The 13256-nt window shown below is 65.1% G+C and carries 8 protein-coding genes; 5 read left to right on the top strand and 3 right to left on the bottom strand.

All coding sequences use genetic code 11. The features are described from left to right. Positions 1-15 precede the first annotated feature (15 nt). From G015_RS0107505 to G015_RS0107520, 4 genes are read left to right on the top strand one after another with little or no spacing between them, the layout of a single operon-like run. A complete protein-coding gene (locus G015_RS0107505; protein ID WP_020146389.1) occupies positions 16-3213 on the top strand; it encodes a PAS domain S-box protein in 3198 nt (1065 codons plus the stop codon). Continuing rightward, positions 3210-6593 carry an ABC transporter substrate-binding protein gene (locus G015_RS0107510; protein WP_255349407.1) on the top strand — a complete coding sequence of 1128 codons (3384 nt, stop codon included), beginning with the start codon at positions 3210-3212 and terminating at the stop codon, positions 6591-6593. The genes G015_RS0107505 and G015_RS0107510 overlap by 4 nt, the downstream gene beginning before the upstream one ends. Beyond that, positions 6590-6973 carry a response regulator gene (locus G015_RS0107515; RefSeq protein WP_018872330.1) on the top strand — a complete coding sequence of 128 codons (384 nt, stop codon included), beginning with the start codon at positions 6590-6592 and terminating at the stop codon, positions 6971-6973. The genes G015_RS0107510 and G015_RS0107515 overlap by 4 nt, the downstream gene beginning before the upstream one ends. Continuing rightward, complete coding sequence (locus G015_RS0107520) at positions 6970-8631, top strand: diguanylate cyclase (protein ID WP_020146390.1); 1662 nt, start codon at positions 6970-6972, stop codon at positions 8629-8631. The genes G015_RS0107515 and G015_RS0107520 overlap by 4 nt, the downstream gene beginning before the upstream one ends. A gap of 243 nt (positions 8632-8874) precedes the next feature. On the opposite strand, the gene G015_RS0107525 is transcribed toward G015_RS0107520, so the two are convergent. Next, complete coding sequence (locus G015_RS0107525) at positions 8875-9726, bottom strand: HDOD domain-containing protein (RefSeq protein WP_020146391.1); 852 nt, start codon at positions 9724-9726, stop codon at positions 8875-8877. Between the two features lie 136 nt (positions 9727-9862). On the opposite strand from G015_RS0107525, the gene G015_RS0107530 reads away from it, so the two are divergent. Further along, on the top strand, positions 9863-10453 hold the full coding sequence (locus G015_RS0107530) for an RNA ligase partner protein (RefSeq protein WP_020146392.1): 591 nt from the start codon (positions 9863-9865) through the stop codon (positions 10451-10453). A gap of 13 nt (positions 10454-10466) precedes the next feature. On the opposite strand, the gene G015_RS0107535 is transcribed toward G015_RS0107530, so the two are convergent. Both G015_RS0107535 and G015_RS0107540 read right to left on the bottom strand, forming a co-directional pair. Continuing rightward, complete coding sequence (locus G015_RS0107535; protein WP_020146393.1) at positions 10467-11567, bottom strand: RNA ligase; 1101 nt, start codon at positions 11565-11567, stop codon at positions 10467-10469. Further along, a complete protein-coding gene (locus G015_RS0107540; protein WP_020146394.1) occupies positions 11564-13243 on the bottom strand; it encodes a Na/Pi cotransporter family protein in 1680 nt (559 codons plus the stop codon). Before G015_RS0107540 ends, G015_RS0107535 begins: the two co-directional genes overlap by 4 nt. Between the last annotated feature and the right edge of the window lie 13 nt (positions 13244-13256).

The raw sequence follows: 13256 nt of genomic DNA on the forward strand, positions 1-13256 counted from the left end.
CAGTGGTCAGGCTCGGTGGAGCGCGGGCTTGCGACGTTGGCGCTGGCCCTGCTGGCGGTGGCCGGCAATTTCTTCCATCTGCCGCTGCTGTTCGGTCTGGACTTCATCTTCGGATCGATCGCGGTGATGCTCGCGGTGCTGCTGTTGGGGACGCTGCCCGCGGTGATTGTCGCGATCGCCGGGGGACTCTACACCTTGGTCCTGTGGGGCGTTCCGTATCCGATGGTGGTGTTCGTGATCGAGGCACTGGTAGTGGGCCTCGTTTACCGGCGCTGGCTGTACAACGTGGTGGTGGCCGACCTGCTGTACTGGCTGGTGATCGGGGTTCCGCTGGTGTTGCTGTTCTATCGCGGCTTGATCGGGATGGACTGGGAACCCACCACCATGATCGCCCTGAAGCAGGCGGTGAACGCGCTGTTCAACACGCTGATCGCCAGCCTGTTGGTGATGTTTTGGCGGTTGTTGCGGCGCGGCGAGCAGGCCTCCCGACTGGGCAGGCCTTCGCTGGCGAGCCTGTTGTTCCACGCGATGCTCCCGGTCACCCTGCTGGCCGGGCTGGCCCCGATCCTGCACCAGAGCTATCAGCAGCGCGACGAGCAGGAGGCCTTCATGGTCGAGCGCCTGCAGGAACGCGCCGAGAGTCTGTCCGAACGGCTCGCGAGCGATTACCGCGAGGGCCGGGTCCGGTATGACTACCATCTGCGGCGGGTGCAGACGCGCGAGGATCTGGGGCTTGCGATTGTGTCCCCGGAAGGTCGGGTGCTGGCCAGTCGGGGCGACGTCCGCAGCGTGCTGGAGGCGTCGGATGGCCAGGTGGAGACCCTGGATCGCGAGCTTTCGATCTGGTTGCCGGACGGTTCAATGTCGGCTGTGGGTCGCTGGGGGCAGGGGGCCTACTTCGTTGCAGCGCCGGTGGGCCTCGTGCCGGATATCGAGCAGGTGTATGCGGAGATGCCGGCGGCACCGGTGGTCCGGGCGCTGGAGCAGCAGCGCGTGGAGTTGTTTGCCCTCCTGACGGTGATCGTGGCCCTGGCCATCCTGGTCTCGGCCGCCTTGAGTTATGCCATCAGCCGTCCCTTGCGCAAGCTGGATGCGGTCAGTGCAGGGCTGAGTTCGGACATTGCCGCGGGGCGTTCGCCGGAACTGCCGGAAAGCCGGATTCTCGAATACGACGGCCTGGCCAGGACCCTGCGCGAGATGTCGCGGCAGCTGGTGGCCAGTTTCCGCCAGCAGGCGCAGGCGCGCAGCGAACTCGAGTCCGAGGTGCAGACGCGCACTGCGGAGCTTGCGCAGACCGCCGATCAGTTACAGGCGGTTCTGGCGGCGGCGTCGGAATTCGCAATTGTGGTGACCGACCGCGATGGTCTGATCACCCTGTTCAATCCGGGTGCGGAAAAGATGACGGGCTATGCTGCCGACGAAATGGTGGGCCAGCAGTCACCCGTCCTGTTCCATGTGCCGGAGGAGATCGCAGCGCGCGCGGCGCAATTGAGCGCTGCCAGTGAACGAACGATCGATGGCTTTCGGGCCTTCGTCGAGATCGCGGATCGCGAGGGAGCGGAAACCCGGGAATGGACCTTTGTGCGCAAGGACGGCATGCGCATTCCCGTTTCCCTGACGGTGACCCCCCAGACCGACAAACAGGGAAATATCAGCGGCTACCTGGGTATCGCCGAGGACATCACCGAGCGCAAGGCCGCCGAACAGGCCCTGCGCGAGAGCGAAAAACGCTTCCGGGATGCCACCCAGCAGTTGACGCTGGCGACCGAGGCGGCGCATCTGGGTGTATGGGATTTGAACCTGACCAGCGGGCGGCTTGACTGGGATTCCGGGATGTTCCGTCTTTACGGCGTGTTACCCCGCGATTTTGGTCACCATGCCGATGACTGGAGGCGCGCCTTGCTGCCCGAAGACTTGGAGCACGCAGAAGCCAGCCTCGAAACTATCCTTGAACGTCCCGGGATACCCCGCGAGTTCACGTTCCGAATTCTCCGGGGCGATGGGGCGACACGTCATATTCGCGCTATGGCACAGGCGATAACCGATGCGGCAGGTGTGGTCGTGCGGGCGATTGGCGTGAACGAAGACGTAACCGAGCGTATAGAGGCGGAGCGAGCCCTGGCGGAGCAGGCGCTTCGCACGCAGACGATCATCGATAACATCGTAGACGGGATCATTACGATCGATCGCGATGGGTTGATCCAGTCGTTCAATCCGGGTGCAAGTCGCATCTTCGGGTATACGCCCCGTGAGGTTGCCGGTCGCAATGTAAGCGTGTTGATGACCGGGCCTGATCGTGAGAGCCATGACGTATACCTGCGTAATTATCAGGCCACTGGCAACCGGCGGGTGATTGGCACCAGCAGGGAACTGCAGGGGCGTCGCAAGGATGGAACCGTGTTCCCGATGGAACTTGCTGTATCGGAGGTCACGCAACACGGCGAGCCCCTCTATGTGGGGGTTGTGCGTGACATCACCGAACGCAAGCGGGTGGAGCGCATGAAGAACGAGTTCGTTTCCACGGTGAGCCACGAACTGCGTACGCCACTGACATCGATCTCGGGAGCCCTTGGGATGATTGCCAGCGGCGCGCTTGGCGAACTGCCCGGCGAGGTGGGCGAAATGGTCACGATTGCCCAGCGCAACAGCCAGCGTCTGACGCTGTTGATCAACGACCTGCTGGACATGGAAAAGCTGGTGGCCGGCAAGATGCGCTTCGAGATGCAAGAGCAGCCGCTGTTCCCGTTACTGGAGCAGGCTGTGCGCAGCAACCAGAGCTATGCCGCCCAGTACGGGGTGCACCTGATGCTGGATGCGGAGGATGACGGGGTCCGGGTCGAGGTGGATGCCGACCGCCTGCAGCAGATGCTGGCCAATCTGCTCTCCAACGCAGCCAAGTTCTCGCCGGAGGGTGAGGAGGTGCGGGTGGCGGTGGAGCATGACGGCGCCCGGGTGCGCGTCTCGGTGATCGATCACGGCCCCGGGATCCCGGAGGCGTTCCGCGAACGCATCTTCCAGAAGTTTTCCCAGGCCGATGCCTCCGACACCCGCCAGAAGGGCGGAAGCGGCCTGGGACTGGCGATCACCCGGGAGCTGGTGGAGCGCATGGGCGGCGAGGTCGGGTTCGACTCCGTGCCGGACGCGGGGGCGACGTTCTGGTTCGACTTGCCACTGACCGGGCAGGGCCGGGGCAAGCATGGGGGTGCCCAGTGAATGAGGAGAGCGTAAGGCTCGGCCTGATGCCGCCACTGACCGGCCTGGTCAGCATATACGGACCAGAAATCCTCCGCGCCGCCGAGATCGCCTGTGCCGAGATCAACGAACAGGGCGGTGTGCTGGGCCGGCCACTGGAGCTTGTGGTCGAGGATGACGGCAGTTTGCCGGAGAGCGCGGTCGCCGCAGCGGAAAAACTGGTCAAGCAGCATGGCTGCGCCGCCATCATTGGCAACCTGCTGTCCAACTCCCGTATCGCCGTCGCCTATCGCGTGGCCGAACCGAACGGGGTTCCGCAGCTCAATTTTTCTTTCCACGAAGGCAGTATCGATAGCCGCTATTTCTTTCACTTCGCCGCCCTGCCCAATCAGCAGATCGACCGCATGATCCCCTACATGCGGGAGCAGTACGGCCCCCGGTTTTTCTTTGCCGGCAACAACTACGAATGGCCCCGCGGCTCCATTGCAGCCGCCAAGGACGCGTTGGCGAAGTGCGGCGGTGAATCACTGGGTGAGGAATACCGCGACCTCGGCGTGGCCGTAGAGGAGATCGATCGCCTGCTCGATGTTGTTGCGGCGGCTGCTCCGGACGTCTTTGTGCCGTACTTTGCCGGAGCCGACCAGATCAACCTGCTTACGCGCTTTTCCGAGCGTGGACTCAAGTCAGGTATTGCAGTGGTCATGGGGCACTACGACGAGATGATGGCGAGCAAGCTGCCGCCACAGGTGCGTGAGGGCCTGTACTCCAGCAACACCTATTTCATGAGTGTTGACAGCGATGCCAATCGTAATTTCATGGAGCGGCTTGCACAGATGCCCGGTGTCAATGGCATCTGGCCGCACGGCAATGGCACTCTCACCAACTTCAGCGAAGGCGCCTATGTCTGTGTGAAGGCATTTGCCACGGCAGCCAATGCCGCCGGCAGCACCGATCCCGAGGCGCTGGTCGACGCACTCAAGACCGTCCGCGTGACGGCGCCACAGGGCAGCGTGGTGATGGACCCGGAGACCCAGCATGCCGCGGTCAACTGCTATCTGACCCGATGCAACCGCGAGGGTGTCTTCGACATCATCCAGGCATTCGAACTACAGCCACCGGTGATTCCCGAGCGCTACCGTCACCAGAAAATCAGCAGCCACGCCACCCTGGAGGACGATATTCGACTGCAGGCGCGAATGCTGGAGCAGATGCAGGGCGGGGTGTTGCTCATCGATTCGGGCAGCCAGACAGTCATCTACGCCAATGCCGGCGCCGAGAAGATGTTCGGATACGAGCGTGGCGGACTGGTCAACACGACGTGGCAGCAGCTCGGCCCGCCTGGTCGCGAATCTGGCGCCAGTCGGCTGGAGGATGTCGCCGCCAGCATCCTGCACCATGGCGCCTGGGAAGGGGAACTGCGACAGCGGCACCAGAATGGCACCGAACTCTACTGTCGGGCTTCATTCAGTACCTTCACCCACCCGGTGCAGGGTGAGGTCTGGCTTGGCGTCTACACCGACATTACCGACCGCAAGCGGGCCGAAACCGCCCTGGCGGAACAAGTCCATCACACGCAGACGATTCTCGATAACATGGTCGATGGCATCATCACCATCGACGGGAACGGCGTCATCCAGTCGTTCAACCCGGCGGCCGAGCAGATTTTCGGCCATGCCGCCGACGCGGCAATCGGCCGCAACGTGAGCATGCTCATGCCCAGCCCGCACCGCGAGGCCCACGACAGCTACCTGCGCAACTACCAGGCCACCGGCGTGGCGCGCATCATCGGCATCGGCCGCGAGGTGGATGGCCGGCGCCGCGATGGCAGCCTGTTCCCGATGGAGCTGGCCATATCCGAAGTGACCCGCCAGGGGCAGCCCCTGTACGTGGGCATGGTGCGCGACATCACCGAGCGCAAGCGCGTCGAGCGCATGAAGAGCGAGTTCATCTCCACCGTGAGCCACGAGCTGCGCACACCGCTGACCTCCATCTCCGGCGCGCTGGGGCTGATCGCCGGCGGCGCGCTGGGCGCACTGCCGGAGCAGGCGCGGGAGATGATCGCCATCGCCAACAAGAACAGCCAGCGCCTTACCCACCTCATCAACGATCTGCTCGACATGGAGAAGATCGCCGCCGGCAAGCTGCATTTCGAGATGCAGGTGCAGCCGCTGCTGCCCCTTATCCAGCAGGCCCTGGACAGCCACCGCACCTACGGCGCGGAACGCCGGGTGGCGCTGGTGCTCGCGGGCGAGGCGGCGCACACCGAGGTGCGGGTGGACAGCCAGCGGCTGATGCAGGTGCTGGCCAATCTGCTGTCGAACGCCATCAAGTTCTCGCCCGAGGGCGGCACGGTGGACGTGGCCGTGGCATGCGACGCGGCGCGGGCGCGCGTGAGCGTACGCGACCACGGCCCCGGCATTCCCGAGGCCTTCCAAAGCCATATTTTCGAAAAATTCGCGCAGGCCGACGCCTCGGACACGCGCCAGAAGGGCGGCACCGGCCTCGGCCTGGCCATCACCCGCGAGCTGGTCGAACGCATGGGCGGGGCGATCGGGTTCGATTCGGTTGAAGGCGCGGGCGCGACCTTCTGGATCGAACTGCCGCTGGCGGCGGTGGCCCAGCCGGCCGTCCCCGGCGCACTTGCCGATGCGGATGCGCCGCGCATCCTGGTGGTGGAAGACGAGCCGGACGTCGCGCAACTGCTGAACCTGATGCTCACCCGCGCCGGATATCGCGTCGACATCGCGCTCACCGGGCAGGACGCGCTGGCGGCCGTGCAAAAAACGGCGTACGACGCCCTGAGCCTGGACCTGATGCTGCCCGACATCAGCGGCCTGGAAATCATCCGCCAGGTGCGCCAGCGGCAGGAAACGGCAGACCTGCCCATCGTGGTGGTGTCGGCCAAGATGGAAGAGGGGCGGCTGGCGATCAACGGCGACTTCTCCGCCATCGAGTGGCTGGCCAAGCCGATCGACGAGCACCGGCTGCTGGCCGTGTTGGAGCGCCTGGTTTCCCGGACCAGTGCGCAGCATCCGCGCGTGCTGCACGTGGAGGATGACGACGACCTGTACCAGGTGGTACGCACCATGGTCGGCGAGCGTTTCGATTTCGAGCAGGCCAGGACGCTCCGCGAAGCCCGCGCCCGCGTGGCGCTGGAGCGCTTCGAGGTGGTGATTCTCGACATCGGCCTGCCGGACGGCTCCGGCTGGGACCTGTTGCCGGACATCCGCGCGCGCCAGCCCGATGCGCGCGTCGTCATCTTCTCCGGCGCCGACACGACCGCGGACGAGGCGCACAGGGTCGAGGCGGTGCTGCTCAAGTCGCAGGTATCGCCGCGCGAGCTGATCGACGCCCTCGGCAGCCGCATCCGATCATTCAAAACCAAAGGGAGGGACGCATGAGCACCCTGCAACGCATTCTGTACGTGGAAGACGAGCCCGACATCCAGGCCGTGGCGAGGCTCGCGCTGGAGACGGTCGGCGGTTTTACGGTCAAGGTCTGCTCCTCGGGCGAGGAGGCCGTGCGTGAGGCGGAGACCTTTGCACCCGACATGATCCTGCTGGATGTGATGATGCCCGGGATGGATGGACCAACGACCCTGGAGGCCCTGCGAGGTATTCCGGCGCTGGCCGAGGTGCCGGTGGCCTTCATGACTGCCAAGGTGCAGCCCTCCGAGATCGCACACTACAAGTCGCTGGGGGCGCGCGACGTGATCCCCAAACCGTTCGATCCCATGACGCTTTCCGACCAGGTGCGGCAGGTCTGGGATGGGGCGGCATGACAAGTGCTGACGCCGAGCAGGCCTTGAAAGACCGCCTGGCACAACTGCGTGCTCGGTATCTGGAACACCTGCCGGATGAGCTGGCTGCACTGAGTGCTCTGCAGGGCCGGTTGGCCGGGAAAGAGCAGGACCGCGAGGTGCTGGACGAACTGCAACAGCGTCTGCACAAGCTGGCCGGCAGCGGGGGCAGTTTCGGCTGTGCGGAGTTGAGTGCCGCCGCGCGTGTGCTGGAGCAGCGGATCGGCAGCTGGCTTGGGGCGAAGGCGCTGGCACTGGATGCTGCGAGTCGTCAGTGGCTGGCGGACGAGATCGCAGGACTCTCCCGCACCGTACCCGCCCAATCGATGGAGCCCTCGGAACAACCGGATGCGGGTGTGCTCCCCGAGACTCGACCCGCTGTGGACCGTGTCCTGAAGGTATGGCTGGTGGAAGACGATGTGGAACTGGCCGGGCAACTCGGGCAGCAACTCCAGTCTTTCAATTATGCGGTTCGAGTGTTCGACGGCATTGATGCGCTCAAGCGTGCGGTGAAGGGTGAGCAACCGGATCTGCTGCTGATCGACGTGATGCTGGACGAGGGCCGTGAAAATGCAACCGCAAGGCTGGTGGACTGCCCCGATCTGCAGGCGTTGGGCTGCCCGTTGATCTTTCTCTCCGACAAAGACGACTTTCCGTCACGTGTGCGCGCGGTACAGCTGGGCGCGCAGGGGTATTTCCTGAAACCGCTGGATGTGCCCCGGCTGGTCAATCGTATCTCGCAGATCTTCGAGGAGCGCCGTGCGCCGGCGCAACGGGTGCTGATCGTGGACGACGACGCCGATCTTGCCGAGCATATGCGGCTGGTGCTGACCGCGGCCGGGATGGAAGCCCGGGTGCTGGACGCGCCGCGCAACATCATGGAGACGATCGCCGCGTTCCGGCCGGAACTGGTGCTGATGGATCTGTATATGCCCGAATACGCGGGCACCGACCTGGCGGGGCTGATCCGCCAGCACGAGGCCTGTACCCATCTGCCGATTGTGTATCTGTCCGCGGAAACCGATATCGAGCGCCAGATCGAGGCCATGGGTCGGGGCGCGGACGACTTTCTGACCAAGCCGATTTCCGACGTGCAACTGGTGGCCGCCGCTCGCTCGCGGATCGCGCGCGCACGCCAGCTGGAGGAGCGGATCAGCAAGGACAGTCTGACCGGACTGCTGAAGCACGCCAGCATCAAGGAGGCCGCCAGTCGGGAGGTATTGCGTGCTAGACGGGTCGGGCGCCCGGTCACGCTGGCAATGCTCGACATCGACCATTTCAAGAAGGTCAACGATACCTATGGGCACGCTGCGGGGGATGTGGTGATTACCTCGATCGCGACCCTGCTGCGCCAGCGCCTTCGCCAGTCCGATGTGATCGGGCGCTATGGTGGAGAAGAGTTTGTCGCCGTGCTGCCGGATTGCGGGGCAGAGCAAGGCCAGCGGGTGCTGGACGAAATTCGGCGAGCCATCATGTCACTGGAATTTACCCACCAGGGAGAGCGCTTTGGCTGTACCGTTTCCATGGGCATGGTGTGCTCGGACGACTACCCCGATCAGGATGGAAACGCTCTGTTGATGGCTGCAGACGAGTTGCTGTACCAGGCTAAAAGAAGCGGCCGGAACAGAGTTCAGTGTTAGCCTTGGGGATGGGCTTTGTTGTCGGTGTCACGAACCATTGAAGACTGTGCAATTGACTTCTTCCGATGTGCTTTGAACCCGGTCGCTATGACGTGACGAACAGGTAGGTCGCTGCGCCGGCGATGCCGATCAGAATGGGTATCGCCAACAGTTCTGTGCCCGCCAGCAGCCGATTCGTGCAGCGCGTGGCCTCGGTACAGCCCGTGGGGGTACTTCCGCACAAGTGCGCTGGATTACGGTGCTTTACTCGATGATCTGGTTGACGTGTTCCAGGCCGATGGCGTCGTTTTCCCAGTCCAGCTGCCTGGTGGGGGAACGCGGGGCCAGGCGGCGCAGTGCGGCGACCCCTTCGCGGTCGATGCTGGCCAGAGGGTGTGTTGTGCCGACATGGCTTTCGATGTTGGCCGCCTGCACGATGTCGCTATAGCTGATCGGCGATTCAGTCTCCGGTTCGCGCTGGAGGTTTTCGTGTTCGGAAATCGCGCGAATGATCTCCGTCTCGAAGTTCCAGTTCTTCAGCATCGCGCGGCCGATCGCGACATGCGCAGCATCCGCCGCCGCCTGCAGGGCACGCGGGTCCTCGTAGATCTCTGGTGTCTTCTCCGCACGGCGCAGGATCGGGATTATGCCGATGTCGTGCACAAGGCCTGCGAGCAGGGCGGTGTCCGGGTCCAGGTGGGGGTGCCGGCGGGCCAGCAGATAGCTGATGATTGCGACCTCGAGGCTGTGGTTCCACAACGCCTCCATGCGCTGACGGATCATGTCGTTCCCGCTTTGAAAGACCTCTTTCATCGACAGGGCGATGATGGTCTGGCGCGCACGTTCCATCCCCAGGCGGGTCACCGCAGAACGGATGGTTGCACAGCGACTTAGTCCCCGATAGGCGGGGCTGTTGGCATGGCGCACCAGCCGCGTGGCCAGCGCCGTATCACGAGAGATCAGGTTCACCAGGTCGGCGATGGAGCTGGAATCGTCCTGCACGATGAACAGCGCCTGCACGGAGATGTCCGGCAGGGTCGGGATATCGATCTGCTGACGTTCCAGATCCGAGCGCAGGCGCTCGAGGAATTTTTCCACTTCCGCGCGGGTGGCCAAGGGTCGTCCCTGTATGGCTGGGAGGTCAGGCGCGATTATGCCACAGGGTGCCGCTGGCGCCGATCGGACGGCGAACCTGGTTGACGGGTTTCCGGCCGCCACCGATGATGGAACCAGAACCCGACAGGAGGTCGTGATGCGCCGCTTTGTGCTGGATACCAGCGTGTTCACCAACCCGCATGTGGCGGGCCAGTTCGGTGCCGATCCGGAAGACATCCTGCGGACCTTTCTGCACCTGGCGCGGGATTGTCCGGCCGAGTTCTACATGCCGCTGTCGGTGTACGAAGAGTTCCGTGGCATGCGCGATCTCGAGGCGCTGGCCGCAGATTTCGAGACCGTGGTCTGGGTGCGCTCGCCGCGCCGCTTTGCCCTGACACTGCCCAGTGACATCCTCTACGAGTTTATCGACGAGGTGCGCACGCGCATCGACCGCGGGCTGCGCATCGCCGAGGAGCATACCCGCCAGGCGGGTGCCGCCGATTCGCTCAGGCCGGAACTGATCACCCAGCTGCGCGAGCGCTTTCGCGAGGCCATGCGCAAGGGCCTGGTGGATTCGCGCGAGGATGTTGACGCCGTGCTGCTCGCCATGGAGCTGGATGCCGAGCTGGCCAGCGCCGACGAGGGCATGCGCAAGCTGGGCAATCGCATGGGCGTCAAGCTGGTCACCGCCGACTACCTGCGCCGGGTGATGGAGAATCTCGCGGAGACGGAGCGTCCCGGCCTCTGATCCGGCACTCGGGTCAGTCGTACTGGCGGTCGCCCGAGAGGGCGGAGGCCAGCGTACCGGTGATGCGGTCGAACTGGCGCTCGAACTCCAGCAGCCAGTAGCCGTCCTCCTGGCGCGGCGCGTCCGATGCAAAGCTTACGTGGCGCCCGCCTGTGGCGTGCATGTGGTCCATGAACCGCAGTGCGTTGGCCCGTTCGCGAAAACGGCAGCGATAGCGATGGCCGACATGGCCCTGTCCACGGTGTTGCGCGACCGCGCCATAGAGCCCCGATAGCAGCGCCTGACCCAGAGCCTGATCGAGGTCCGTGTGGTGTCGATCCGGGTGCTCGGACAGGAAGATCGCGAGGCGAGTCAGGCGGTTGGTGAAGTACTCCGGCGGCAGGTCGAGCAGCTGTTCCGAACAGACCCGGATATCGGAGACGCAGGAACTCCCGGTCACATACTTGGCTCGGTGCTGGCCGTCCGCGCTCTTCAGCACCAGCCCCTCGGCGCCTTCCTCGTCCAGCCGCCGGATCAATCGCCCGAGGGCCCGGGTGTCCTCCGGGGTGAACTGCCCGTGCAGCGGCGCCGGGGGCAGGGCGTGGTGTTCGATCAGGGAGAACTTCTCCGGCTGGGACACGAAGCCGGGCTGGCCCAGACGCATCAGATCGAACACGAACAAGCCCACATCGTGGGCGACCCGGGGTGTGGAGCCCTCCAGGTAGGGTGTATCCGGCCCGGCGATCTCCGCGCACAGGATCAGGTCGGGTTCGGCATCGAAGATCGCCGGGTCCATGAAATCCGTCACCCGGTCGCTGCTGAATGCGCAGACGTAGCCACCGCGGCTGAAGGCATAGACGCGTCCCTGCCAGCGCAGGATGCGCACGTTGAAGCCGTCGATCTTCTCCTCCGCCCAGAAGGGCTGGTCGAACTGGCGGGGAAGTCCGGCCTCCAGAGACTGAATGCGCCCGATCGACGGGTACCCCGGCACCACCGAGCCATCCGGCAGCACCACGGACCCGCGGGGGTAGTGATTTACCGGCTCCAGCAATCGGGCGTATTCCAGCCCGTCAAAGGTCAGAGCCTCGGCGCGGCGATTTGCGATGGCATCCTGCAGTGTTTCCTGCTCGATCATGCGTCCTCTTCCGTCAGGGTCTTCCGCAGGCCCCGTATCTGAGACCTCAGGGCCTCGGTATGGCGACGCGCCTTGGCTGCCTGGGTGACCAGGCGCCGCGCCATGCTGATGATCCGCAGCTGGCGTTCCATCTCGGCCATGCTCAGCGAGCCAAAGGTTCCTTCGCGTAGCAGGGCGGCCTTCAGTTCGGCGTAGGTGGTTTCCACCGTGTCCACGGCCTCGGCGGCGGCCAGATCATGCCCGTTGTCGCCATCGTCCGCCTCCAGGTTGCACAGGTCCAGGGCGCGGATCGCCTGTTCCTGCCAGGCGCGGCGTTGTTCGGTCACAATCGGGTGCTCCTCGCCACTGGACTGGCGGCGCAGATCGGCGATGTCGTCGGCCAGTATGGCGACCTCGCGGTGGTAGCGGGCGATGCGTACGGCCTCGGCGATGCCGTGTCCGACCTGTTCCGGCATCGGGTGGTTGGCTGTGTTTGCCGCGAAGTCGGCGATGGCCTGGGTCAGCTGCTCTGCGGCCAGGCGCCGGCGGTCGAGGATGCCGGCCGCCGGCGGCGCGGTCTGCAGGGCCTCGCGGGCCATCGAGTGGCCGATGTCGGCCAGGCGTTCGGTCTCCTGTATCAGCGACTGCAGGGCAAGATCCGGTACCCCGGAACTGCTGCGGTCCAGATACTGGGGCCGGGCGATGTCTTCCTCGATGGTGCGAAAGCGAGTCTGCAGCCAGCGGATCATCGGCGGGGCGACCGGGATCATCAGCGCCACGCCGAGCAGGTTGAACGCGGTGTGGAACAGCGCCAGCAGAACCGCCGGGGCCGGGGCCTCGCCAGTGCTGCCCCAGATCCAGGCGATCGCGGCCAGGAACCAGGGCAGGATCAGCAGGGCGACGATTGCGGTCAGGCCGTTGAAGATCACATGGGCTGCGGCGACGCGCTTGGCGTTCGGGGTCGCACCGATCACCACCAGCAGCGCCTTGACCGTGGTGCCGAGGTTGGCGCCGATCACGGCCGCGGCGGCCGCTTCCAGCGGTACCGCGCCGCTCATCGCGGCGGTCAGGGCCATGGCCATGGAGGCCGAGGAGCTCTGCATCAGCACCGTCAGCAGCGCGCCGATCCCGACCATGATGACCAGCCCGAGGAAGCCGGGGCGGGCCAGCGCGCCCAGGTCGAAGGTGGCACTGAGCCCCTCGAAGGCCTCGCGCAGTACGTCGATGCCGAAGAACAGCAGGCCGAAGCCGGCCAGGGCCAGGCCCAGATAGCGCGGCCGCGCGGCCTTCATGAACAGGTAGAGCAGGGCGCCGATGCCGATCGCCGGCAGGGCGAAGGCCTCGATGCGGATGTTGAAGCCGATCAGCGCGACCAGCCAGCCGGTCATGGTGGTGCCGACGTTGGAGCCGAAGATCACCCAGACCGACTGTCCGAGCGTCAGCAGGCCGGCGTTGGCGAAGCCGATGGTGGCGACTGTGACCGCGCTGGAGGACTGCACCAGTGCGGTCACGCCCATGCCCGAGGCGAGGGCGCGCGGCCGGGTACGGGTCCACTGCCCGAGGATGTGCTGCAGCGCCTTGCCGCCGGCGGTCTTCAGGCCGTCGGTCAGCAGGGTCATGCCGAGCAGGAACAGCCCGAGACCGCCGAGGAAGCCGGCGATCAGGGCATAGGTGCTGACGGCTTCGGCCTCCGGCATCGCGGCTGTGGGG

The organism is Thioalkalivibrio sp. ALJ15, assembly GCF_000383695.1.
In the GTDB taxonomy this organism is placed as follows: domain Bacteria; phylum Pseudomonadota; class Gammaproteobacteria; order Ectothiorhodospirales; family Ectothiorhodospiraceae; genus Thioalkalivibrio.

Bases quoted from the DNA above. Each gene is read 5' to 3' on its own strand.
- G015_RS0107530 (WP_020146392.1), top strand. From the start codon at position 9,863: ATGCGCCGCTTTGTGCTGGATACCAGCGTGTTCACCAACCCGCATGTG.
- G015_RS0107535 (WP_020146393.1), bottom strand. From the start codon at position 11,567: ATGATCGAGCAGGAAACACTGCAGGATGCCATCGCAAATCGCCGCGCC.
- G015_RS0107515 (WP_018872330.1), top strand. From the start codon at position 6,590: ATGAGCACCCTGCAACGCATTCTGTACGTGGAAGACGAGCCCGACATC.
- G015_RS0107540 (WP_020146394.1), bottom strand. From the start codon at position 13,243: ATGCCGGAGGCCGAAGCCGTCAGCACCTATGCCCTGATCGCCGGCTTC.
- G015_RS0107520 (WP_020146390.1), top strand. From the start codon at position 6,970: ATGACAAGTGCTGACGCCGAGCAGGCCTTGAAAGACCGCCTGGCACAA.